At 69.2% G+C, this 24,159-nt stretch carries 22 protein-coding genes; 12 read left to right on the plus strand and 10 right to left on the minus strand.

Annotated features, from left to right (window positions below):
- Positions 1-32: 32 nt before the first annotated feature.
- Complete coding sequence (locus LXM88_RS36625) at positions 33-1,562, minus strand: DHA2 family efflux MFS transporter permease subunit (RefSeq protein ID WP_262544333.1); 1,530 nt, start codon at positions 1,560-1,562, stop codon at positions 33-35.
- 134 nt (positions 1,563-1,696) lie between these two features.
- Here LXM88_RS36625 and LXM88_RS36630 point away from each other — a divergent pair, with 134 nt between their 5' ends.
- Positions 1,697-2,137, plus strand: a complete 441-nt coding sequence (locus tag LXM88_RS36630; RefSeq protein WP_262544334.1) for a MarR family winged helix-turn-helix transcriptional regulator — start codon at positions 1,697-1,699, stop codon at positions 2,135-2,137.
- Between the two features lie 153 nt (positions 2,138-2,290).
- On the opposite strand, the gene LXM88_RS36635 is transcribed toward LXM88_RS36630, so the two are convergent.
- Positions 2,291-2,788: a DUF2938 domain-containing protein gene (locus LXM88_RS36635; RefSeq protein WP_262544335.1), complete on the minus strand. Its 498-nt coding sequence runs from the start codon at positions 2,786-2,788 to the stop codon at positions 2,291-2,293.
- Between the two features lie 149 nt (positions 2,789-2,937).
- Between LXM88_RS36635 and LXM88_RS36640 the strand changes: the two genes are divergently transcribed.
- On the plus strand, positions 2,938-3,363 hold the full coding sequence (locus LXM88_RS36640) for a helix-turn-helix domain-containing protein (RefSeq protein WP_262544336.1): 426 nt from the start codon (positions 2,938-2,940) through the stop codon (positions 3,361-3,363).
- 55 nt (positions 3,364-3,418) lie between these two features.
- Here LXM88_RS36640 and LXM88_RS36645 read toward each other — a convergent pair whose 3' ends face one another.
- Positions 3,419-4,300, minus strand: coding sequence for a helix-hairpin-helix domain-containing protein (locus LXM88_RS36645; RefSeq protein WP_262544337.1), 882 nt, complete (start codon positions 4,298-4,300; stop codon positions 3,419-3,421).
- Between the two features lie 181 nt (positions 4,301-4,481).
- Positions 4,482-6,017 (minus strand): sigma-70 family RNA polymerase sigma factor, encoded by a 1,536-nt coding sequence (locus LXM88_RS36650; RefSeq protein ID WP_262544339.1) that lies wholly within the window; start codon positions 6,015-6,017, stop codon positions 4,482-4,484.
- Positions 6,018-6,314: 297 nt separating this feature from the next.
- Between LXM88_RS36650 and LXM88_RS36655 the strand changes: the two genes are divergently transcribed.
- Positions 6,315-6,761 carry a hypothetical protein gene (locus LXM88_RS36655; protein ID WP_262544340.1) on the plus strand — a complete coding sequence of 149 codons (447 nt, stop codon included), beginning with the start codon at positions 6,315-6,317 and terminating at the stop codon, positions 6,759-6,761.
- 33 nt (positions 6,762-6,794) lie between these two features.
- Positions 6,795-7,625, plus strand: a complete 831-nt coding sequence (locus tag LXM88_RS36660; protein WP_262544341.1) for an SH3 domain-containing protein — start codon at positions 6,795-6,797, stop codon at positions 7,623-7,625.
- Between the two features lie 163 nt (positions 7,626-7,788).
- Here LXM88_RS36660 and ilvD read toward each other — a convergent pair whose 3' ends face one another.
- The 5 genes from ilvD to LXM88_RS36685 form a co-directional block, all read right to left on the minus strand.
- A complete protein-coding gene (gene ilvD, locus LXM88_RS36665; RefSeq protein ID WP_262544342.1) occupies positions 7,789-9,648 on the minus strand; it encodes a dihydroxy-acid dehydratase in 1,860 nt (619 codons plus the stop codon).
- 284 nt (positions 9,649-9,932) lie between these two features.
- Positions 9,933-10,955, minus strand: a complete 1,023-nt coding sequence (locus LXM88_RS36670; RefSeq protein ID WP_262544343.1) for an Ldh family oxidoreductase — start codon at positions 10,953-10,955, stop codon at positions 9,933-9,935.
- Positions 10,948-12,540, minus strand: a complete 1,593-nt coding sequence (locus LXM88_RS36675; RefSeq protein ID WP_262544344.1) for an aldehyde dehydrogenase (NADP(+)) — start codon at positions 12,538-12,540, stop codon at positions 10,948-10,950. The genes LXM88_RS36670 and LXM88_RS36675 overlap by 8 nt, the downstream gene beginning before the upstream one ends.
- 75 nt (positions 12,541-12,615) lie before the next feature.
- A complete protein-coding gene (locus tag LXM88_RS36680; RefSeq protein WP_262544345.1) occupies positions 12,616-14,241 on the minus strand; it encodes an APC family permease in 1,626 nt (541 codons plus the stop codon).
- A gap of 229 nt (positions 14,242-14,470) precedes the next feature.
- The gene (locus tag LXM88_RS36685; protein WP_011547925.1) at positions 14,471-15,391 is read right to left on the minus strand and encodes a dihydrodipicolinate synthase family protein; all 921 of its coding nucleotides are present in this window, start codon (positions 15,389-15,391) and stop codon (positions 14,471-14,473) included.
- A 266-nt stretch (positions 15,392-15,657) separates the two neighbouring features.
- Between LXM88_RS36685 and LXM88_RS36690 the strand changes: the two genes are divergently transcribed.
- From LXM88_RS36690 to LXM88_RS36705, 4 genes are read left to right on the plus strand one after another with little or no spacing between them, the layout of a single operon-like run.
- Entirely contained in the window at positions 15,658-16,590 is a 933-nt protein-coding gene (locus LXM88_RS36690) for a 4-hydroxyproline epimerase (RefSeq protein WP_262547098.1), read from the plus strand.
- On the plus strand, positions 16,587-17,714 hold the full coding sequence (locus LXM88_RS36695; RefSeq protein ID WP_262544346.1) for an NAD(P)/FAD-dependent oxidoreductase: 1,128 nt from the start codon (positions 16,587-16,589) through the stop codon (positions 17,712-17,714). The genes LXM88_RS36690 and LXM88_RS36695 overlap by 4 nt, the downstream gene beginning before the upstream one ends.
- Entirely contained in the window at positions 17,711-17,944 is a 234-nt protein-coding gene (locus LXM88_RS36700; protein ID WP_262544347.1) for a (2Fe-2S)-binding protein, read from the plus strand. Before LXM88_RS36695 ends, LXM88_RS36700 begins: the two co-directional genes overlap by 4 nt.
- Positions 17,941-19,209, plus strand: coding sequence for an NAD(P)/FAD-dependent oxidoreductase (locus tag LXM88_RS36705; protein ID WP_262544348.1), 1,269 nt, complete (start codon positions 17,941-17,943; stop codon positions 19,207-19,209). The genes LXM88_RS36700 and LXM88_RS36705 overlap by 4 nt, the downstream gene beginning before the upstream one ends.
- A 43-nt stretch (positions 19,210-19,252) precedes the next feature.
- Here LXM88_RS36705 and LXM88_RS36710 read toward each other — a convergent pair whose 3' ends face one another.
- Entirely contained in the window at positions 19,253-20,197 is a 945-nt protein-coding gene (locus LXM88_RS36710) for a LysR family transcriptional regulator (RefSeq protein ID WP_262544350.1), read from the minus strand.
- A gap of 174 nt (positions 20,198-20,371) precedes the next feature.
- Here LXM88_RS36710 and gtdA point away from each other — a divergent pair, with 174 nt between their 5' ends.
- From gtdA to LXM88_RS36730, 4 genes are all read left to right on the plus strand, one after another.
- Positions 20,372-21,418: a gentisate 1,2-dioxygenase gene (gene gtdA / locus LXM88_RS36715; protein ID WP_262544351.1), complete on the plus strand. Its 1,047-nt coding sequence runs from the start codon at positions 20,372-20,374 to the stop codon at positions 21,416-21,418.
- An 87-nt stretch (positions 21,419-21,505) separates the two neighbouring features.
- Positions 21,506-22,204: a fumarylacetoacetate hydrolase family protein gene (locus tag LXM88_RS36720; protein WP_262544352.1), complete on the plus strand. Its 699-nt coding sequence runs from the start codon at positions 21,506-21,508 to the stop codon at positions 22,202-22,204.
- Positions 22,205-22,229: 25 nt separating this feature from the next.
- Positions 22,230-22,871 (plus strand): maleylacetoacetate isomerase, encoded by a 642-nt coding sequence (gene maiA / locus LXM88_RS36725; RefSeq protein ID WP_262544353.1) that lies wholly within the window; start codon positions 22,230-22,232, stop codon positions 22,869-22,871.
- A gap of 19 nt (positions 22,872-22,890) precedes the next feature.
- The gene (locus tag LXM88_RS36730; RefSeq protein ID WP_262544354.1) at positions 22,891-24,099 is read left to right on the plus strand and encodes a 3-hydroxybenzoate 6-monooxygenase; all 1,209 of its coding nucleotides are present in this window, start codon (positions 22,891-22,893) and stop codon (positions 24,097-24,099) included.
- Positions 24,100-24,159 lie beyond the last annotated feature (60 nt).

Genomic DNA, 24,159 nt, shown 5'->3' on the forward strand with positions numbered 1-24,159 from the left:
GGCGCGCTTCGTGCGCCCGCCCGCCGTGATCGTCAATCCATCGCCGCGTGCGCGACATCGACGCTCGCCGTTTTCTGCGGCGGGCGGATCAGCAGCAACAGCGGAATCATCAGCAGTGTCGCGACGAACATCAGCTTGAAGTCGTTCAGGTACGCGATCATCGTCGCCTGCTGGTTGATCGTGCGGTCGAGCAGCGCGAAGTCGAGCGGGCTGCCGGCCATCGCCTGCACGGCCGGGTTGAACGGCGTGATGTGGGTCGCGAGGTCGGCATGCGCGACCTGCGTGTTGCGCGTCATCAGCGTCTGCACGATCGAGATGCCGATACTGCTGCCGATGTTGCGCATCAGGCTGTAGGTGGCCGTGCCGTCCGCCCGCAGGTCGGGCGCCAGCGTCGAGAACGACAGCGCGCTCAGCGGCACGAACACGAGCCCCAGCCCGAAGCCCTGGACGACGCCCGGCCACACGATGTCCGATTCGGACAGCACGACCGTGTACTGCATCATCTGCCATAGCGCGAGCGCGGAAATCGACAGCCCCGCGAGCAGCAGCAACCGCGCATCCACGTATTTCAGCAGCCGCCCGACGAACAGCATCGCGATCATCGTGCCCGCGCCGCTCGGCGCGGTGACGAGGCCCGTCGTCGCGACCGGGTAGCCCATCAGGTTCTGCAGCATCGGCGGCAGCAGCGCGCGCGTCGCGTACAGCACCGCGCCGACGACGAAGATGAACAGCGTGCCGGTTGCGAAGTTCGGGTCGCGCAGCAATTCCGACTTGAAGAACGACGCCTTGCCGACCGTCGCCGTATGCGCGAGGAAGAACGCGAAGCTGAGCGCCGCGACGACCGCCTCGATGCGGATTTCGTATGAACCGAACCAGTCGAGCTGTTCGCCGCGGTCGAGCATCGCTTGGAACGCGCCGATCGCGAGCGCCAGCGTCGCGAAGCCGAATGCGTCGAATTTCACGTGCGGGCGCGGTGCGCGCGCGGGCAGGAAGGTCATCACGCCGGCCAGCGCGAACGCGCCGATCGGCACGTTGATGAAGAACACCCAGCGCCAGTTGTAGCTGTCGGTGAGCCAGCCGCCGAGCGTCGGGCCGAGGATGGGGCCGACCATCACGCCCATCCCCCAGATCGCCATCGCCTGGCCCTGTTTCTCGCGCGGATTGATGTCGAGCAGGATCGACTGCGACAGCGGCACCAGCGCGGCGCCGAACACGCCCTGCAGCAGCCGCGCGCCGACGATCTGCACGAGCGTTTCGGACAGTCCGCACAGCGCCGAGGCGACCGTGAAGCCTGCGATCGACACGATCAGCAGTCGCTTGACGCTCAGCCGGTCGGACAGCCAGCCGGTGAGCGGCGTCGCGATTGCCGCGGCGACGATATAGGAGGTCAGCACCCACGTGATCTCGTCCTGCGATGCGGACAGGGTGCCCTGCATGTGCGGCAGCGCGACGTTCGCGATCGTGCTGTCGAGCGTCTGGATCAGCGTGGCAAGCATGATCGACAGGGTCAGCATCGGCCGGTTCAGGGCGGGTGAGGCGGGGGCGTCGGCGGCGGGGTTCAAGCGGTGTCTCCGTGGGGCGGTCGCCGTGGGCGGCGATCCGGCATGGCTCGAATTATAAGCACGCTTATTATATATCTGCTTATCGCTGGGTCTCGAGCCGTGGGCCGGTGACGGCTTGACCCTATAATCGCCGGATGGACAAGACCTACGAGAACCGGATCGGCTACCTGATTTCAGACGTGGCCCGCCTGCAAGGACGCCTGTTCGACCGGCGCGCGAAGCGCATCGGGCTGACGCGTGCGCAAAGCCGTGTGCTCGCATACCTGACGTGGAAGGGCGAGATGAATCAGGCGCGGCTCGCCGAATGGCTCGAGATCACGCCGATCTCGCTCACGCGGCTGCTCGACCGGATGGAAAGTTATGGCTGGATCGAACGCATCGCGAACGACGACGACCGCCGCGCGTTCGTGATCCGTCTGACCGACAAGGCGCGCGAGATCTTTCCGCAGATGCTCGAAGTTGGCGATACCGTCACCGACGACGGGCTGCGTGGCTTCACGCCTGACGAGCGCGATACGCTGGTGCGGCTGCTCGGGCGCGTCCGCCGCAACCTGATCGACTGCGGCGGCGAGTGATGCGTGTCGCCATCCGGGCGCGCCCGATGGATGGATTGAAAACAACGGGAACGCCGGGCGACAGGGCACGAGCACGACGCGTTGCCGGGTTCGGCGACGGCCGGCGGTGCCGGACCCGGATCCACCCGGCATGGCTCCCGTAAAACCGCAGGTTCAACGGCCCAGCGCCGCGAGCGTGAACGCCGCCAGATAGAGCCCCACGCCGTACGACAGATGCGTGACGAGACTGCGCCGGCGCGCGACGCCCGGATGCGGCGTGCGCGCGGCCGCGATGCCGAAGCCGAACGCGGGCTGCATCACGAAGAACGGTGCGGCTACGCTGGCGAGGCCGGCCACGAGCGCGGGGAGCGGCGTCGGCGTGCCGATCCATTGCGTGCCTGCGATCGCGACGGGCAGCGCCGCGAACGCGATGCCGATCGCGTAATGCGCGATCCAGCCGAGCGTGCGTTCGCCCGGCACGGGCGGCGCGGCGACGATCGACACATGCCGGAACCGGCCGCGCATCATGTGGCCGACCCAGCGGCCGACGAGTGCATAGTCGAGCGACGGAATGCCGAACGCACGCCGCCGGAACAGCGTCCACAGATCCATCACGAGCGTGGCGCCCGCACCGATCGGCAGCAGGTCGAGCAGGATGTCGGGCAGGTTCATCGCACACCGCCGCCGCGAACGGTGACGGCCGCGCGGCGCAGCGGGATGCGAGTCGGTTTCAGTGGTTTCAGCGGTTTCATGTCGGTCCACGCTTGTCTTTACGGAGTCGGGCGACTATCTTGCAACTTCAAGTTCACTTGAGGTCAAGCATGAGCCGTCTGGACATTGCGGACGTCGCGCGGCGCACGGGATTGCCCGCGTCGACGCTGCGCTACTACGAGGAAAAAGGGCTGATCGTTACGATCGGCCGGCACGGGCTGCGGCGGCAATACGACGAGTCGGTGCTGGAGCGGCTGGCGCTGATCGCGCTCGGCCGCGAGGCCGGTTTTTCGCTCGACGACATCCTCGCGATGGTCGGTGCCGACGGGCGGCCCGCGATCGATCGCGCGAAACTCGACGACAAGGCCGACGAACTCGACCGCACGATCCGCCGTCTCGGCGCCGTGCGCGATGCGCTGCGGCATGCGGCCGTGTGTCCGGCGCCGCACCATCTCGAATGCCCGTCGTTCCAGAAGCTGCTGCGCATTGCCGCGCATCGTCATCCGGCGCGCCGTACGAAGGCGGACGGCGCGTAAGCGGTCGGCCCGCGCGATGCGCCATTCGACGTCAGCGAAGCGTCCAACGCATGATTCATCCCGCGTAATACACGCGACACTCCATCTCGCGCCCGCGCACGATGCGCTTGCCGACGAGCGAGCCGAACGTTTCGGTGAAGACGGTGCGCTGGTGTTCGCACTGCACCGCGTCGTAGAAATAGAGCGACACCCAGTCCATCGTGTGGCCGGATTCCGGCGTGCGCGCGGCTGCGTGCAGGCACAGCGCCGTGAAATGCCAGCCGCCTTTCGTCATGTGCATCACGGGTGGCGGCACGTAGTCGTCCGCGTTCATGCGTCGGTGCGTGAGCATCGGCAGCATGCCGGCGGCGGCCTTGTTGCGGTACTGGCGATCGATGTATAGCAGCAGCTCGACGGGCGGCTCCGTGCCGGGGCCGGCGTTTTCCACGTGACCCTGCCAGCGCCGGCGGCGGCTCAGCACGTCGTCGAGCGCGGTGCGGATGCCGACCGCACGTCGCGGGCCGACGCCCGCGATCGTCTCGAGCTTGCCGTTGCGGGCCGCGCGTTCGAGCTCCTCGAGCGTGTCGATGTGCAGCGCGTCGTGAATGCGCAGCGCGAGCGCGTGGCCGATACCCGGCACGGCCTCGAATGCGGATGTCCGTTCGGCATCGCCGCGCAGCCGGTCGAGCTGGCGCCAGCGTCCCGTCACCAGCAACTCGGCGATCGCCTGCGCGACGCCGGTGCCGATGTCGGGCAGCGCGCCCAGCGCATCGACGCCGCCGGCTTCGAACAACGTGCGGATGTTGCGGTCGAGTGCGTCGACCGTATCGGCCGATGCGCGGTACGCAGCAACCCGGTACGGGTTCGCGCCCTGGTCGACAAGCCACTGCGCGGCCTCGCGCAGGCGTGCCGCGATGTGCCGGTTTTCCTCGTACGTTTGGCTGGCGGTCGACTGCATGGAGAGAGACCCGGGGAAGCACAAACGGAATGGACGCGGCGAGCGATGCGCCGGTCGGCTTTTGATCATTGTCGCGACGCACGACGCGCAAAACTTGACGCACATCAATGGCAAACGTATCACAGCCGCGAAGCGCACGGTCGTGCCGCATGCCGGCACGACCGTGCGTCGCGTGACGCGATTACGCGTCGAGAAACGACTGCGCGTTCTCGGCCTCCGCGGCCGTGCGCAGCGCGGCGAGCGCACGCTTCTCGATCTGCCGCACGCGTTCGCGCGACATGCCCGCGTCCTGCGCGATCGCGTCGTAGGTATCGGGCTCGGTGCCGCCGAGGCCGAACCGCCGGCGCAGCACGTCGGCCTCGGCCGGCGTGACCGACCGCAGCAGCGACGTCACGCACTCGCGCATGCGCGTGTCGGCCAGTTGCTCGAACGGGCTGGCCGACGCGTGGTCCTCGATCAGGTCCACGAGGCCGGTGTCCGTGTCGGGCAGCGGCGTGTCGAGCGAGACGGGCTCGGCGGGCAGCGCGAGCACCGCGCGCAGCTTGTCCTCGTCGAACCCGGTTTCGGCAGCGAGCTCGGCAGGCGTTGCCTGGCGGCCAGTGCGCTGGCGAAAGCGCAGCGCATGTCGCCGTACACGCTGGTACTGGTCGCCGACGTGCACGGGCACGCGAATCGTGCGCGAGCGATCCGCGACCGCGCGCGCGACCGCCTGGCGGATCCACCAGGTCGCATAGGTCGAGAACTTGAACCCGCGCCGGTATTCGAATTTCTCGATCGCGCGCATCAGGCCGAGACAGCCGTCCTGCACGAGATCGGGCAGGTCGATGCCGCGGTTCATGTATTTGCGCGCGATCGACAGTACGAGCCGCAGGTTCGCCTCGAGCATTGCGCGCGTCGCGTCGCGCACTTTCTGCTGGCCGTCGGTCAGCGCTGCCGCGAGGGCACGCCGGGCGACCGCGTCGAAGCAGGCGGCTTCGCCCGCGGCGGCGTCATGCGGTGCTGCCGCGAGCGCGCGCACGACGCGGCTCGCGTCGTCGACGGCAGGCGCGATCCACGCGATCGAGCCGAGCAGCGCGGCCATGCGGTTGCGCGCGTCGCGGTATTCGGCCGAACGGCAGCCATGCACAACCAATGCGCCGCGCAGCGCCGACACGGCTGCCTGCAGCGCGTCGTCGCTCGCGGGCATGGGCGTGTCGCCGCCGTCGTCATCGGACGATCCGGTTGCACCGGCGGCACCCGTTGCGCGGTGCCGCGCAAGCAGTGCGTCGACCGCCGCCGGACAGCCGGCGAGCGCGTGCAGCACCTGGTGGCGGCCCGTCTCGATTTCGCGGGCGAGCACGATTTCGCCTTCGCGCGTGAGCAGCGGTACCGCCTGCATGCGCCGCATGTAGAGCGCGAGCGGATCGGTCGATGCGCTCGTGCCGCGTGCGAGGTCGCCGAGCACGGCCCGGCCTTCGTCGAGCGTGTCGCGATCGACATCGACAGGCGCCGGGCCGGCGAACGGCGCAGGTGCGGCCGGCTCGTCGAGCACGGCGATGCCGATGTCGGCGAGCGCGGCGCGCACGACGTCGAGCGCGTCGGGGCTGTCGCTTTCGGGCGGCAGCGCGTCGACGAGGTCGGCGTGCGTCAGATAACCCTGTTCGCCGGCGAGCGCCAGCAACTGGATGATCGGATCGAGCGGCGTGTCCGCCCGGGGAGTGGGGCGTGGCGTAGTCATGTCGATGGCGGCGTGAGCCGCGCTCCTGTCGGGGGCGGACCGAAGTCCGCCGGTTTCCGGCTGCCGGGTGTTCGCGAACGCTCGTCCGCGCCGGTCAGTCTGACATCGTTCAAGTTGAGGGCATTTGCGCCAACTTCAACGCGGGCGCGGCACATGGGCCAGCACGCAGCATACCCGCACCACCGCCGGCGCAGGAAACAAAAAGTAACCGATCATACCCGCTGAAATCTGCAGGGGACGTAAGCTAGAGTCAGGCGCGCGGCCGGCGGCGGCGCGCGGATTTTGCCGGAGCACGAGATGAACCCGATTCCTGCCGCGAGACCCGCCGTCATCGCGCTGGCCGCGCTGACGCTCGGCGGCTGCTACTACACGAGCCCGTACGGCTATGCGCCTTATTACGCACCGGTGCCCGCCACGCTGACGCAGCGCGAGATTCCGGTTGCACCGGCCACGCCCGGCCCGGCGCTTTCGCCGGCACCAGCCGCGCCGGACACGTCGGCCGACGTCGGCACGCCGGCGCCGGTGTATGTCGTGCCGGCCTATGTGCCGCCACCGTACCCGTACTACTACCCCTGGTACTACCCGGGCTGGTACGGGCCGCCCGTCACGATCGGCTTCTGGGGCCGCTGGGGCGGCGGATACTGGGGCGGGCGCGGCGGGTACTGGCATCGTCCGTGGGGCGGCGGGCATTGGGGCGGCGGCCACTGGGGCGGCGGCCACTGGGGCGGCGGCCATCGGCACTGACCGACGCGCGGCGGGGTCGCGCGGGAGAGCATCATGAGCAACACGATTGTCCGAAGTCTGTGCGTCGTCCTGCTTGGCCTCGCGGCCGCGCCGGGCGTCGCCGATGCGCAGAGCAGCGCTTACACGAACTCGCCGGCCGAACTGTTCGCCGGGCCGGCGCCTGATTATCCGGTGGTCGCGGAGCTCCCGCCCGACACGGCGCTGGACGTATTCGGCTGCCTGAGCGACTACTCGTGGTGCGACGTCGCGCTGCCGGGCGTGCGCGGCTGGATCGATGCGCAGTTGCTCGCGTATCCGTACCAGGGCAGCTACGTGCCGGTGCTCGAATACGGCGCGATCATCGGCGTCCCGGTGACCGGATTCGCAATTGGCGCGTACTGGGATCGTTACTACCGGCACCGCCCGTGGTTCCACGACCGCGCTCGCTGGGAGCATCGCGCGGAACCGAGGCTCGGCCCCGGCGGGTTCCCGCCGGGACAGGGCCGTCCGCAGCCGGGCGGGCCGATCCAGGCCGCGCCGGGCGGCCCGTCGCCTGGCGCGCATGACGCGCGGCCGTCGGCCACGCGCGGCGGCTGGAACGGAGCGAACCGCACGCCGCCGCCGGCGGCACCTGCGCCGATGCCGGGCGCGGCTGGCAATGCCCGTCCGGCAAGCCCGCCGCCGGCCGTCATGCATCCATCACCCGCACCGGGCGGTGAAGTCCATGCGATGCCGCCGCCGATGCGTCAGGGAGGTGGTGGCGGTGGCGGTGGTGGCGGTGGCGGTGGTGGCGGCGGTTACGCGCGGCCGCAAGGCGGCGGAAACGGCGGCGGTAGCCACGGTGGCGGCGCAGGAGGCGTCGGATCCGACGAATTCCGTCACTGACGGCGCCAGCGCGGCGGGTGCTCCGGGCGCCGGACGAAAAAAAGCCGCTCCGGAGAGCGGCTTCTGGGTCGGGCGAGCGGGTGGCCGGGCGGTTGTGTGGCTCGCAGCCCGACCGGTTGCAGGTTGCCGGTCGCCGGCTACCCGTCGCCGGTAGGCCGCCTCGTCAGTCGTCGAGCAGCGACAGGTCGCGCACCGCACCCTTGTCGGCCGACATGACCAGCTTCGCATACGCCTTCAGCGCCGCGGACACCTTGCGCGGACGCGGCTGCGCGGGCTTCCAGCCCTTCGCGTTCTGCTCTTCGCGGCGGCGCGCCAGTTCCTCGTCCGATACCAGCACGTCGATCGTGCGGTTCGGGATGTCGATTCGGATCTTGTCGCCGTCGCGCACGAGGCCGATCGCGCCGCCCGCTGCCGCTTCCGGCGAGCAGTGACCGATCGACAGGCCGGACGTGCCGCCCGAGAAGCGACCGTCCGTCAGCAGCGCGCATGCCTTGCCGAGCCCCTTCGACTTGATGTAGCTGGTCGGGTAGAGCATTTCCTGCATGCCGGGGCCGCCCTTCGGGCCTTCGTAGCGCACGATCACGATGTCGCCGGCCTTGACCTTGTCGTTCAGGATGTTTGCGACCGCTTCATCCTGCGACTCGGTCACGTGAGCCGAGCCTTCGAACACGTGGATGCTCTCGTCGACACCGGCCGTCTTCACCACGCAGCCGTCGAGCGCGATGTTGCCCGTCAGCACGGCGAGGCCGCCTTCCTTCGAGAACGCATGCTCGTACGAGCGGATGCAGCCTTCGGCACGGTCGAGGTCGAGGCTCGGCCAGCGCGTGTTCTGGCTGAACGCGACCTGCGTCGGGATGCCGGCGGGGCCGGCCATGTAGAACGTGCGGACCGCTTCGTCCTGCGTGCGGACGATGTCCCACTGGTCGAGCGCGTCCTTCAGCGTCGGTGCGTGCACGGTCGGCACGTCGGTGTGCAGCTTGCCGGCGCGCTCGAGCTCGCCGAGGATCGCCATGATGCCGCCTGCGCGGTGCACGTCCTCGATGTGGTACTTGTTCGTGTTCGGCGCGACCTTGCACAGCTGCGGCACGGTGCGCGACAGGCGGTCGATGTCCTTCATCGTGAAGTCGATGCCGGCTTCCTGCGCGATCGCCAGCAGGTGCAGGATCGTGTTGGTCGAACCGCCCATCGCGATGTCGAGCGTCATCGCGTTCTCGAACGCCGCGAAGCCGACCGAACGCGGCAGCGCGCGTTCGTCGTCCTGCTCGTAATGCTGGCGCGTCAGTTCGACGATGCGGCGGCCGGCGCGCTTGAACAGCTGTTCGCGATCGGCGTGCGTCGCGACCACCGTGCCGTTGCCCGGCAGCGACAGGCCGAGCGCTTCGGTCAGGCAGTTCATCGAGTTCGCGGTGAACATGCCCGAGCACGAGCCGCAGGTCGGGCAGGCCGAGCGTTCCACTTCGGCGACGTCGGCGTCCGAGTACGACGGGTCGGCCGCGATCACCATCGCGTCGACGAGGTCGAGCTTCTTCAGTTCGACGGTCTTGGTGACCGGGTTCGCGAGGCGCGTCTTGCCGGCTTCCATCGGGCCGCCCGACACGAAGATCACCGGGATGTTGAGGCGCATCGCGGCCATCAGCATCCCCGGCGTGATCTTGTCGCAGTTCGAGATGCACACCATCGCGTCCGCGCAGTGCGCGTTCACCATGTATTCGACCGAGTCGGCGATGATGTCGCGGCTCGGCAGCGAATACAGCATGCCGTCGTGGCCCATCGCGATGCCGTCGTCGACCGCGATCGTGTTGAATTCCTTCGCGACGCCGCCGGCAGCCTCGATCTCGCGCGCGACGAGCTGGCCGAGATCCTTCAGGTGCACGTGCCCGGGCACGAACTGGGTGAACGAGTTGACGACCGCGATGATCGGCTTCGAGAAATCGTCGTCTTTCATGCCGGTGGCGCGCCACAGCGAGCGCGCACCTGCCATGTTGCGGCCGGCGGTGGAGGTTTTGGAACGGTAAGTGGGCATTGTGATGGCTGAAGAAATATCGCGGAAAAGGGTGGAGGCACGGGAATAAAGGCCTCACTCGCGCCCGTGCGAACAACCTCTTGAGCTGCGCCCTGGGCAAACCGGGCGATTATCCCACAGCCGCCGGGGGCGTGGCGCCCGCGCGGCCGGCGGCCGGCGCGTGCGGCGGGCGCGGCGCGGAACGCGCGGGCGGTTGCGGGGCGCCCGCGCGGCGGGGCCGGGAGGCGGCCGGATCGCGCATGTATCGACGATGCATGCGCGCCGCCGCCGCACGCAGGCGCCAGTCAGTCGAGCAGCGTCAGGATCTCGTCGTAAAGCGCCTGCGGAATCCGCACGCCGTTCGCGATGCTGCGCGCGCGGGCGTCGAAGCGCCGTTGCGACGGCAGCCGCGCGCCCTGCGCGACGATCGCCCCGAACATCCGCTCGCTGCGCGCGAGCCCCGCGTCGAGATCGTCGCCGAGGAACACCTTCGGATCGAACGCGATCACGAGCTCGCCGTGGCACGGCGTCGCGCCGACGCCTTCGTCGAAGTCCATCGATTCCCGGCTCGTCATGTCGCCGATCAGCGCGCCGCCGAGCAGTTCGACCATCGCCGCGAGCGCCGAGCCCTTGTGGCCGCCGAACGTGCGCATCGCGCCCTGCAGCGCGGCCTTCGGATCGGTGGTCGGCTGGCCGTCGGCGTCGATCGCCCAGTGCGGCGGAATCGCCTTGCCTTGTTTCGCATGCAGCTCGATGTCGCCGCGCGCGATCGCGCTCGTCGCGAAATCGAACACGAACGGCTCGCCGCCCGGGCGCGGCCACGCGAACGCGATCGGGTTCGTGCCGAACACGGGTTCGCGGCCGCCTTCCGGCGCGACCCAGCTATGGCTCGGGTTCATCGCGATGCCGACCAGCCCCTCGGCTGCGATCGCCTCGACCTCGGGCCACAGTGCGGAGAAGTGGTAGCAGTGGTTGATCGCCATCGCGGCGATCCCGTGCTGCTTCGCCATCTCGACCAGCACGGGCAGCCCGGTTTCGAAGCTCAGCAGCGAGAAGCCGCGATGCGCGTCGACCGCGACGATCGACGACGACAGCCGGCGCAGCGTCGGCACCGCTTGCGGATCGACCTTGCCCTTGCGGAGCGAACGCACGCAGACGAGCAGCCGGTACACGCCGTGCGAATGGCATTCGTCGCGCTGGCCTTGCGTGATGACATTGGCGATCGCGTGCGCATGGGCATGGGACATCCCGTTGTGCGTCAGCACGCGCAGCGCGAGTGCATGGACTTCATCGAGCGACAGGACGACTTCGGCGGTTTGCTCAGACATGGTTCACCTCGCGCGGCGCCGGCACGCCGTCGATGCGCTGCGGCACGTTCAGCGGATTGCCGTTGCGGATCGCTTCCGGCAACAGTGCGTCCGGCAGGTCCTGGTACGACACGGGGCGCAGGAAGCGCTCGATCGCGCGTGCGCCGACGGACGTCGTGCGCGTGTCGGACGTCGCCGGGAACGGGCCGCCGTGCACCATCGCATGGCCGACCTCGACGCCGGTGCCGAAACCGTTGACGAGAATGCGGCCGGCCTTGCGCTCGAGCGTCGGGCGCAGCGCGGCGAACAGCGCTGCGTCGCCGTCGGCGAGATGCGCGGCGATCGTCAACTGGCCTTCCAGCGACTTCAGCACGCGATGCAGCGTGTCGGCGTCCGGGCAGCGCACGATCAGCGAAGCAGGGCCGAACACTTCCTCGCGCAGTTCGGGGTGTGCGATGAATGCGTCGGCCGACGTCGCGAACAGCGCCGCGCGGGCCTGAAGGCGGCCGCCTTCGGCTCCTTGCGCCAGCAGCTCGACCGCGTCGTGCCCGCGCAGCGCCGCGACGCCTTGCGCATAGCTTGCGTGAATGTGCGGCGTCAGCATCGTCTGCGCGGCCGCCGCGCGCACGGCATCGGCCGCCGTGGCTTCGAACGCGCGCAGCGCGGGGCCGTCGACGGCAAGGACGAGGCCCGGGTTCGTGCAGAACTGGCCGGCGCCGAGCGTGAGCGATGCGACGAACTGCGGCGCGATGGTGTCGTGGCGCGCATCGAGTGCGGCGGGACACAGCAGCACCGGATTGATCGAGCTCATTTCCGCATAGACGGGAATCGGCTCGGGGCGCGCGGCCGCGATGTGCATCAGCGCGACGCCGCCGCGCCGCGAGCCGGTGAAGCCGACCGCCTTGATGCGCGGATCGGCGACGAGCGCCTGGCCGATCTCGCGCGACGCGTCGAACAGCAGCGAGAACACGCCGGCCGGCATCCCGCATTCGCGCGCGGCCTGCTGGATCGCGCGGCCGACGAGTTCCGACGTGCCCGGATGTGCGGAATGCGCCTTGACGATCACCGGGCAGCCGGCCGCGAGCGCCGACGCCGTATCGCCGCCGGCGACCGAGAACGCGAGCGGGAAATTCGACGCGCCGAACACGGCGACGGGCCCGACCGCGACGTTGCGCAGGCGCAGGTCGACGCGCGGCAGCGGCTTGCGCTCGGGGCGCGCCGGATCGATCCGTGCATCGAGAAAACCGCCGTCGCGCACCAGCGACGCGAACAGCGCGAGCTGGCCGACCGTGCGGCCGCGCTCGCCTTCGATGCGTGCGCGCGGCAGGCCCGTTTCGGCGACGCAGCGCTCGATCAGTTCGTCGCCGAGCGCCATGATGTGCCGGCCGATCGCGTCGAGAAACGCGGCGCGCGCGTCGAGCGTCGTTTCGCGATACGTGTCGAACGCGGCGTCGGCGAGCGCGCAGGCCGTCTCCAGGTCGTGCAGGCTCGCGCCGCCGAAAGCGGGTTCGAGTGGCTCGCCGGTCGCGGCGGCGATCGCGTGGAGGGTGCCGTTCTGTCCGGCGACGGCGGACTGGCCGATCAGGAGCTGACCTGTGAGTTGCATGGTTTTCCTCGGAAAAAACAGGGGCCGGGCGTGGTGCGCCCGGCCGAAGTGATGGTGACAAAGGGAGCGGGTGCGTCAGTCCTCGTCGTCGTCGAGCTGCAGCTTGTCGGAACGCACGCCCGTGTTGGCACCCCAGTAGTAGATGACGAGCGCGACGGCCGCGACGACGACCGTGTCGTACGGATGCGCGAGCTGGCCCGTGCCGCCGAAGCTGCCGAGATACGACAGCACGATCATCGCGGCATAAAACGCGATCAGCCACGCGGACGAGCGCACCTGTTCGGCGAGGCTCAGGTGTGCGGTCGGCACCCAGCGGCGGCACGCGAGATAGATGACGAACATCACGATCTGCAGGCCGAGCAGCCAGGACACCGTGCTCCAGCCCGACCAGTAGACGATCAGCGCGGCGATCACGAACGACGCGGGGCCGGTGATGCCGAACGCGCTCGCGCGGAACGGCCTCGGCAGGTCGGGGGCGGTGCGGCGCAGCGCGGCGACCGACACCGGTGCGACCGCATAGCTCAGCACCAGCGCGGCCGACACGATGTTGATCAGCGCTTCCCACGACGGGAACGGCATCGTCCAGAAGATCGCGAGGCCGAACGTGAGCCACAGGCCCGCGCGCGGGATGCCCGACGCTTCGTCGACGCGCGTGAACACCTTGAAGAAGGTACCCGTCTTCGCCCAGCCGTAGACCACGCGCGGCGTCGCGTTCATGTAGATGTTGCCGCAGCCGCTCGGCGAGACTATTGCGTCGGCGACGACCATCACCGCGAGCCAGCCGACGCCGAGCGCGAGCGCGATGTCGCGGTACGGCAGCGAGAATGCCTTGCTCACGTCGTGCCAGCCGGCGGCGAGCATCGCTGTCGGGATGCTGCCGATGAACGCGAGCTGCAGCAGCACGTAGATCAGCGTCGACAGCAGGATCGACAGGATCAGCGCGATCGGGATCGTGCGCTGCGGATTGCGCACCTCGCTCGCGACCGACACGATTGGCGTGAGCCCGAGATACGCGAAGATGATGCCGCCCGCGGACACGGCCATCTCGATACCCGGCATGCCGAACGGCGCGAAGCCCTGCACGGTCAGGTTCGCGGGCTTGAAGAACGTGAACAGCACGCCGATCACCGCGAGCGGCACGATGAACTTGAAGATGCTGATGATGTTGTTCGCCTTCGCGAACGTCTTCACGCTCGAATAGTTCAGGTAAAAGAAGAAGCAGAGCAGCGCGGCCTGCACGAGCCAGCCGAGCGTCGTCGGGTCGCTCGACCCTTCGACCGTCAGGCCCGGAAACCATGCGGCCGCGTACTGGCGCGCGGCGACGACTTCGATCGCGATCAGGCTTGAAAAGGCGATCAGCGTGATGAAGCCCATCAGGTAGCCGAGCAGCGGGCCGTGCGAGAACACCGGGTAGCGGACCACGCCGCCCGCGCGCGGCAGCGCGGCCCCGAGTTCGCAGTAGACGATGCCGAGCAGCAGCACCGCGAAGCCGCCGAGCAGCCACGAGAAGATGCCGGCCGGGCCGGCGATCGTCGACACGTGACTCGCGGCGAACAGCCACCCCGAACCGAAAATGGCGCCGAGACCGATGAACGTGAGATCGGTCAGCGACAACTGTTTCTTGAACTTGCCGTGACCCGCGTCGGGGTGCGCGGAACGGGAAAGCGGGACAGACGGGTGAGCGTTGCCTTGGCCTGGCATGGGCTTGTCTCCTGGGGGAATGGCGGTGCAGGCGTCGAGTGCGCCGCGCTCCGACGGAGCAGCGGCGCACGCCTGCCGGCCGGCGTCGCCCGGTTCGAACGACCGGGGCGGGCCGCGGGCCGTTCACGCGCGGCGCACGCGAGCGCCGGGGCGAACGGGCCCGCAGGCCATGCCGGACCGGAGACGGCGGCGCGAGGGGGAAGCCTTGCGCCGCCGCAGGGGGAGTCGATCAGAGACCGACGTCGGGTAGCGCCGGGCGCGTTTCGAGCGCCTTCGCGACGATTGCCTTCACTTCCGCGAGCGTATCGCCCTGCAGCGCGAGGCGCGGCGGGCGCGTGATCGCGCTGCCGCGGCCGACCAGCTCTTCGCACAGCTTGATGCACTGCACGAGGTCGGGGCGTGCATCGAGGTGCAGCAGCGGCATGAACCAGCGGTACAGCGCGAGCGCTTCGTCGAAGCGCTTTTGCTTCGCGAGGCGGAACAGCGTCTCGCCTTCCTTCGGGAACGCGTTCGACATGCCCGACACCCAGCCTTCGGCGCCGACCGCGATGCTCTCGACCACGACGTCGTCGAGGCCCGCGAACAGCACGAAGCGATCGCCGACTGCATTGCGCAGGTCGATGAAGCGGCGCGTGTCGCCCGACGAATCCTTGAAGCAGACGATGTTCTCGCAGTCCTGCAGCGCGATCAGCACGTCGGGCGTCACGTCGTTCTTGTAGATCGGCGGGTTGTTGTAGACCATCACCGGCAGGTCGGTGCTCGTCGCGACCGCGCGGAAGTGCGCGGCGGTTTCATGCGGCTTCGCCGAGTAGACCAGCGCGGGCATGACCATCACGCCGTCGACGCCGACACGCTGCGCTTCGCGCACCGTGTTGCGCGCGAATTCGGTCGTGAATTCGGCGATGCCGGCGATCACCGGAATCTTGCCGCCGGCCGCGTCGCGCGCAGCCTCGATCACCTGCAGCTTTTCGCTCGTCGACAGCGACGTGTTTTCGCCGACCGTGCCGCAGACCACGAGGCCCGACACGCCGTCGTTCACCAGGTTCTTCACCACGCGGTGCGTGGCGTCGATGTCGAGGGAAAAGTCCGGCTTGAACTGGGTGCTGACGGCCGGGAAAACCCCGGTCCATTGAATGGCTTTGCGGCTCACTGAAATCTCCTACGTTCGTATCGGTCGGCCGACAGGTGTGTCGGTGTGGCAACCAGTATCGCCGCGCAAATGCCCATCACGCTTGAGTCGTATCGCGGAGCAAAATGACGAAATCGGCACAGCGGCCGCACGGTGCGAGAAGGGCGCTTCGTACTATGCCGATTTCGTCGTCGTCCTTATCGAAAAGCCACAAGCGGACGGACGCGCGACGGAGGAAGCTATGCTCCTTTCCCCACTTATCCACTCCCCACTTCGGACGGCTCATGATGAAGCGCATCCAGATCATCGATTCGCACACGGGCGGCGAACCCACTCGGCTCGTCGTGTCCGGATTCCCCTCGCTCGGCAACGGCACGATGGCCGAGCGTCGCGACGTGCTCGCGCGCGAGCACGACCGTTACCGCACCGCGTGCATCCTCGAGCCGCGCGGCAGCGACGTGCTGGTCGGCGCGCTGCTGTGCGAACCCGTGTCGCCCGACGCGGCGGCCGGCGTGATCTTCTTCAACAATAGCGGCTATCTCGGGATGTGCGGGCACGGCACGATCGGCGTCGTGCGCACGCTGCATCACATGGGGCGCATCCGGTCCGGCATTCATCTGATCGAAACGCCCGTCGGCACCGTCGAGGCGACGCTGCACGACGACCTGTCGGTCAGCGTGCGCAACGTGCCCGCGTATCGCCATGCGCAGGGCGTCGCGGTCGACGTGCCGGGTTACGGCCCCGTGAAGGGCGACATCGCGTGGGGCGGCAACTGGTTCTTCCTGATCAGCGACCACGGGCAGCGCGTCGCCGGCGACAACGTCGCGGCGCTCACCGCGTATGCGTCGGCCGTGCGCGAAGGGCTCGAACGCGCGGGCATCACCGGCGCGAACGGCGGCGAGATCGACCATATCGAACTGTTCGCCGACGATGCCGAGCACGACAGCCGCAGCTTCGTGCTGTGCCCGGGCCTCGCTTACGACCGTTCGCCGTGCGGCACCGGCACGAGCGCGAAGCTTGCGTGCCTCGCCGCCGACGGCAAGCTCGCGCCGGGCGCCGTGTGGCGGCAGGCGAGCGTGATCGGCAGCGTGTTCCACGCGAGCTACGAGCAGGCCGACGGCGGCATCGTGCCGACGATCCGCGGCAGCGCGCACCTGAGTGCGGAAGCGACGCTGCTGATCGAGGAAGACGATCCGTTCGGCTGGGGCATCGCGCCGTGAGCGACGCAAGTACCGACGTCGTCGTGATCGGCGCCGGCATCGTCGGCGCGGCGTGCGCGCACGAACTCGCGCAGCGCGGGCTGCGCGTGCTCGTCGTCGACGACGCGAGCGGCGGTGCGACCGGCGCGGGGATGGGCCACCTCGTCGCGATGGACGACAACGCGGCCGAACTCGCGCTGAGCCATTACTCGATCGAACTGTGGCGCGCGTTGAGCGGCGAGATGCCGGAAGGCTGCGCATACCGCAACTGCGGCACGCTGTGGCTCGCGGCCGATGCGCACGAGATGGATCTCGCGCGCGCGAAGCAGGCGACGCTTGCCGCGCACGGCGTGGCCGGCGAGCTGATCGACGCGGCGACGCTCGCGCAACTGGAGCCGATGCTGCGCGCCGGGCTCGGCGGCGCGCTGAAGATTCCCGGCGACGCGATCCTCTATGCGCCCGTCACCGCGAACTGGCTGCTGCAGCGCGCTCCGCGCATCACGTTGCGCCGCGACCGGGCCGTTGCGGTCGACGGCCCGAGCGTGACGCTCGCGAGCGGCGACACATTGCGTGCGGAACGCGTGGTCGTCGCGAACGGCGTCGCGGCGCGCACGCTGCTGCCCGAGTTGCCGCTGCGCCCGAAAAAGGGCCACCTGCTGATCACCGACCGCTATCCGGGCCAGGTGTCGCACCAGCTCGTCGAGCTCGGTTATGCGGCAAGCGCGCATGCGAGCGATGGCACGTCGGTCGCGTTCAACGTGCAGCCGCGGCCGACCGGCCAGTTGCTGATCGGCTCGTCGCGCCAGTTCGATACCGAAGACGCGCGCGTCGAGCCGCCGGTGCTCGCGCGGATGCTGCGCCGCGCGGTCGGCTACTTGCCGGATCTGGCCGACCTGAACGGGATCCGTTCATGGACAGGGTTCCGTTCCGCGAGCCCCGACGGCCTGCCGCTGCTCGGCGAGCACCCGGCGCGGCCGGGCGTGTGGCTCGCGGTCGGGCATGAAGGGCTCGGCGTGACGACCGCGCCGGGCAGTGCGCGGCTCGTCGCCGCGCAGATGGCCGGCGAACGGCCGCCGATCGATATCGAACCGTATTTGCCGGGACGCTTCCTGACCGCGTCCCCCGTAGCCGGAGCGCTGACATGATCATTCATCTGGACGGCCGCGCGCTGACGGTGGCCGACGGCACGACCGTCGCGGCCGCCGTTGCGGCGAGCGGCGACGACACGACGCGCGTGTCGTGCACAGGTGCGGCGCGTGCGCCGTTTTGCGGAATGGGCGTCTGCCAGGAGTGCCGGATGACGATCGACGGCCGCCGCCGGCTGGCCTGCCAGACGTTGTGCCGCGACGGGATGCAGGTGGAGCGCACGAAATGAAACAGGAACGACTGAGCGTCGACGTCGCGATCGTCGGGGCCGGCCCGGCCGGGCTGTCGGCCGCGCGGGCCGCCGCGCAAAGCGGTGCGACGGTTGCGATCGTCGACGACAACCCGCGGGCGGGCGGGCAGATCTGGCGGCAAAGCGCAGCGGCCACGCCGGTGCAGGCCGCGGCCGAACGCCTCGCTGTACTGCGGCAGCCGAACGTTACGCACCTCGCAGCGACGCGGATCGTCGCCGAAACGCAGCCGGGCACGCTGCTGCTCGAGGACGACGAACGCGGGCTGCTGCTCGATTTCCGGACGCTGATTCTCTGCTGCGGCGCACGCGAGTTGCTGCTGCCGTTTCCGGGCTGGACGCTGCCGGGCGTCACCGGCGCGGGCGGTTTGCAGGCGCTGATCAAGTACGGCCTCGACGTGCGCGGGCAGCGCACGGTGATCGCCGGCAGCGGGCCGCTGCTGTTGGCGAGCGCGGCGACGGCCCGTCAGGCCGGCGCGCGCGTGTCGCACGTGCTCGAACAGGCCGCATGGGGTGACGTGGCTGGTTTCGGCGCGGGGCTGTGGCGCTGGCCGTCGAAGCTCGCGCAGGCCGCGAAGCTCGTCACGGCCGTCTATCGGCCCGATGCGCGCGTCGTCGAAGCGTTCGGCGACAAGCGGCTCGAACGCGTGCGGATCCGCCGCGGCGACCGCGAGTTCGACGTCGACTGCGACCGGCTCGCGTGCGGCTTCGGCCTCGTGCCGAACACCGTGCTGCCGAGCCATCTCGGCTGCCGGATCGAAAACGGTGCGGTGGCAGTCGACGCGCACCAGCGTACGAGCCGCGACGGGTACTTCGCGGCCGGCGAGTGCACGGGCGTCGGCGGCAGCGAGCTGGCGATGGTCGAAGGCGAAATCGCCGGCTATGCGGCGACCGGGCAGACGGCGCCGTTGGCCGCGCTCGTCGCGCGGCGCGCACATTGGCAGACGTTTGCAGATGCCGTGCGCGAGCGTTTCGCGATCCGCGAGCCGATCCGCCGGCTTGCGCGGCCCGATACGCTGCTGTGCCGCTGCGAGGATGTGCGCTTCGACGCGGTCGCGCAGGAGCCGGGCTGGACGGCCGCGAAGCTGCAGTCGCGCTGCGGGATGGGCGCGTGCCAGGGCCGCGTTTGCGGCGCTGCCGCGCAGGCGCTGTTCGGCTGGACGCCGCCCGCGCCGCGCACGCCGCTCGTGCCCGCGCGGGTCGGCACGCTGATGCTCGACGGCACGGCATCCTGCGACGGCGCATGACGCGTTGCAGTGAAGCGGCCTGGTTGGCGCCGGGCCGCGTCATCTACTCCACGTTGACCTTCTCCCATCCACCGACCTGAGGCACCGCGCAGGCGCGCAGGCACTCGATCGTCGCGGCCACGGCTGCGCGATTCGCGCTGTCGGGGTGCCAGTACATCGACACCGCACCCTGGCCCTCGAGCTCCATCGGCAGGATGCGGATCGCATTCAGTTGCGCGAAGCGCTGCGCGGCGCGATGCGACGCGACGCCGAGCAGGTCGGTGTTGTTCAGCAGCGTGAGGTTGAGGATCGACGAATTCGATTCGACGCAGTGCGGCGGCCGCACGCGGCCGGCGGCCGTCAGCGCGGTTTCCAGCGCGTTGTGCACGGGGGTGCCCGACGGCCACACGATCCACGAATAGGCAAGCACGTCGTCCCAGCCGACCGAAGCCGCGCCGGCAAGCGCGTGGCCGGGCCGTGCGACGAACACGACCGGATCGACATACAGCGCTTCGGCGTGCAGATGCGGATCGACGGATGTCGAACCCGAGCGGCCCACGACGATGTCCAGTTCGCTGCGCGCAAGCTGCGGCATCAACTGGATCATCGTGCTTTCGGTGAGCCGCACCTGCGCGCGCGGCATCCGTTTCAGCAGTTGCGACACCGCGAGCGGCACCGTGTCGGCCGCCGCGACGCCCGACGTGCCGATCGTCACGAGGCCGCTGCCGCCTTCGCGCAGCGCGGCCATGTCGTCGCGCGCGACGTCGAGCTGTGCCTCGACGCGGCGCGCGTGCTCGATCAGCGCTTCGCCGTACGGCGTCGGCCGCAGGCCGCGTGCATGCCGCTCGAACAGCGGCAGCCCGACATCCTCCTCCAGTTCCTTCAGCCATTTCGACAGCGCCGGCTGCGTGGTCGCGAGCGCGACCGCCGACTGGCTCAGATTGCCGGTGTCGGCAAGGCTCAGCAGTACCTGCAAATGCCGCAATCGCAGCCGGTGGGTCCAGTCCATCGCATGCCTCGTCGCGAGAAGGTATATCCAGAATCATATGGATCAGATGATTTGACCATTTCACCGGGTATGGCTGCGTCGAATATAAATCGGCTAACGGACTGCAACACGGTTCCCGACCTGACCTGACCCGACACAGCGCCGACGCCGATCGGCCGATTCCAAGGAGACATCATGACGACCCGCCATCCGGACGTGCCGCGCGCCGCCTACTACGCAAGGATCGCCGAGCAGCGCCTGGCGCCGTTGTGGGAATCGCTGCACAACCTCGTGCCGAAATCCCCGCAACCGGCCGCGCAGGCCGCGATCTGGAAGTATGCGCAGGTGCGCGATCTCGTGATGCAGGCCGGCAGCGTGATCAGCGCGGAAGAGGCCGTGCGCCGCGTGCTGGTGCTGGAGAACCCGGGGCTGCCCGGCAAGTCGAGCATGACGCCGAGCCTGTACGCGGGCCTGCAGTTGATCCTGCCGGGCGAGATCGCGCCGAGCCATCGGCATACGCAGTCGGCGCTGCGCTTCATCGTCGAAGGGCGCGGCGCGTGGACGGCGGTGAACGGCGAGCGCACGACGATGCATCCGGGCGACTTCATCATCACGCCGTCGTGGGCGTGGCACGACCACGGCAATCCGCCGGAGGAAGAGGGCGGCGAGCCGGTCGTGTGGCTCGACGGGCTCGACATTCCGCTCGTCGCGAGCCTCGACGCGGGCTTCGCGGAAAACTACCCGGAAGCCGTGCAGCCCGTGAGCCGCCCGGAAGGCGACAGCTTCGCGCGCTTCGGCCACAACATGGTGCCGGTGCGGCATCGCGTGAGCGATCCGACGTCGCCGGTGTTCAGCTATCCGTATGCGCGCACCCGCGAGGCGCTCGACACGCTGTACCGGGGCGGTGAGCTCGATGCGTGGGACGGCGTGAAGCTGCGCTATGTGAACCCTTCTACGGGCGGCTGGCCGATGCCGACCATTGCGACCTTCATGCAGTTCCTGCCCGCCGGCTTCGACGGCCGCACGTACCGCAGCACCGACGCGACGATCTACTGCGTCGTCGAAGGCAGCGGCACCGCACACATTGACGGCGACGCGTTCGCGTTCGAGCCGCACGACATCTTCGTCGCGCCGTCGTGGGCGCCCGTGCGGCTGTCGGCGTCGTCCGACAGCGTGCTGTTCAGCTATTCCGACCGGCCCGTGCTGTCCGCGCTGAACCTGTTGCGCGAAGCGCGCGACTGACGCCGGCCGGTTTCATCATCGATTCGTTTTTCGTGCGCCGTCGCTGCGGCGCGCGCCCCTTCGTTCATGCCTGCGCTGGAGCCGTTCATGACTTTCGTTTTCCCTCCCGAAGCGCCCGTGGCGCTGCCCGTCGCCGGTAGCGACGCCCGGTTCGCGGTACGCCGCGTCTATTGCGTCGGCCGCAACTACGCGGCCCACGCACGCGAAATGGGCTTCGATCCCGATCGCGAGCCGCCGTTCTTCTTCTGCAAGCCGGCCGATTCGATCGTGCCGGTCGCGTATGGCGAAACGCTCGATCTCGCGTATCCGTCGCAGACGCAGAACTACCACTACGAAGCCGAACTCGTCGCGGTGATCGGCAAGGGCGGCGCGGACATCCCGCTCGAGCGCGCGCTCGAACACGTGTGGGGCTATGCGGTCGGCCTCGACATGACGCGCCGCGACCTGCAGATGAAGATGCGCGAGATGGGCCGGCCGTGGGAGATCGGCAAGGCGTTCGACCGCTCGGCGCCGATCGGGCCCGTGCATCCGGCGAGCGAAACCGGCCATTTCGAGCAGGGCGGCCTGTGGCTGACCGTCAACGGTGCGACGAAGCAGAAGAGTGACGTGTCGCACCTGATCTGGTCGGTCGCGGAGACGGTTGCCGACCTGTCGAAGTTCTTCCGCCTCGAACCGGGCGACGCGATCTTCACAGGCACGCCCGAGGGCGTCGGCGCGGTGGTCGCGGGCGACGTGATGAAGGTCGGTGTCGAGCGGCTCGGCGAACTGACCGTGCGCGTGGTCTGACGCGTTTTCCTGGAAAGGTCACATCGTGCAACTGCATAGCTTCTTCAACAGTTCGACATCCTATCGGGTGCGCATCGCGCTTGCGCTGAAAGGGCTGCCGTACGACACGCTGCCCGTGAACATCCGCACCGGCGAGCAGCGCGACGCCAGTTACGTCGCGCAGGTGAACCCGTCGGCGTCGGTGCCCGCGCTGGTCGACGGCGATTTTCGTCTCGGCCAGTCGCTCGCGATCCTCGATTACCTCGACCAAATCCATCCGGAACCGCGGCTGATTCCGCTCGAACCGCGCCGTCGTGCGCGCGTGCTGGAACTGGCGGCGCTGATCGCATGCGACATCCATCCCGTCAACAACCTGCGCGTGCTGCGCTATCTCGACAGCGAGCTGAAGGTCACCCCGCAGCAGAAGACCGCGTGGTACCGGCACTGGATCGCGGAAGGGATGGCCGGCGTCGAGCGGCTGCTGGCCCGCGCGGACGAGGGCCCGTGGTGCTTCGGCGACGCGCCGACACTGGCCGACGTGTGCCTGGTGCCGCAGGTCGCGAATGCGTTGCGGATGGAGTGCGACCTGGGCGCGTATCCGCGTTGCCTCGCGGTTCATGAACACGCGCGGCGCGAGCCGGCTTTCGAGGCTGCGCAGCCGCAGCGCCAACCGGATTACGTCGCGTAACACAAAGCAGGAGACAGACATGGGCGAGACAAACAACAACGGCCGGCGCGTACTCGTGATCGGCGGCGGCATCGGCGGGCTCGCGGCGGCACTTGCGCTCGCGCGCCAGGGCATCCGCGTGAAGCTGCTCGAGCAGGCCGAGCAGATCGGCGAGATCGGCGCGGGAATCCAGCTCGCCGCGAACGCGTTCAACGCACTCGACGCGCTGGGCGTCGGCGAGGCCGCACGCAGCCGTGCGGTATTCACCGACTGGCTGCAACTGATGGACGCGGTCGATGCGCGCGAGGTCGTGCGCATCGATACGGGCGTCGCGTACCGTGAGCGTTTCGGCAATCCGTATGCGGTGATCCATCGCGCGGACATTCACCTGTCGATCTACGAGGCGGTCAAGGATCACCCGCTGATCGAATTCCGGACGAGCACACAGGTGTGCGGGTTCGAACAGGACGGCAATGGCGTGACCGTGACCGACCAGCACGGCGAACGCCATCGCGCCGATGCTGTGATCGGCTGCGACGGCGTGAAGTCCGTGATCCGTCAGGCGCTGATCGGCGACGCGCATCGCGTGACGGGGCACGTCGTGTATCGCGCGGTGGTCGACACCGACAACATGCCGGAGGACCTGCGGATCAACGCGCCGGTCGTGTGGGCCGGCCCGCATTGCCATCTCGTCCACTATCCGCTGCGCGGCGGGCGGCAATACAACCTCGTCGTCACCTTCCACAGCCGCGAGCAGGAGACCTGGGGCGTGCGCGAGGGCAGCAAGGAAGAAGTGCTGTCGTACTTCGACGGCGTCCATCCGTTGCCGAAGCAGATGCTCGACCGCCCGACGTCGTGGAAGCGCTGGGCGACCGCCGACCGCGATCCGGTCGAGGGCTGGAGCGCCGGCCGCGCGACGGTGCTCGGCGACGCCGCGCACCCGATGACGCAATACCTCGCGCAGGGCGCGTGCCAGGCGCTCGAGGATGCGGTGACGCTCGGTGCGGCCGTCGCGCAGGCCGACGGCGATTTCGAGGCCGCGTTCGCGCGGTACGAACGCGTGCGGATTCCGCGCACCGCGCGCGTGCTGTATTCGGCACGAGAAATGGGGCGGATCTATCACGCAAAGGGTGTCGAGCGGCAGGTACGCAACGGGCTCTGGGTCGGACACACGCAGGCGCAGTTCTACGACGCGCTCGACTGGCTGCACGGCTGGCGCGCGGAAGATTGCCTGAAGCCCGTCGCGTAACGCACGCTTTCAGCCCGATTCCGGCGGCGCGCATTTCAACGACACGAAGCGCGACCGCCC

The sequence above is a fragment of the Burkholderia sp. S-53 genome (assembly GCF_025560745.1).
Lineage (GTDB): Bacteria > Pseudomonadota > Gammaproteobacteria > Burkholderiales > Burkholderiaceae > Burkholderia > Burkholderia pyrrocinia.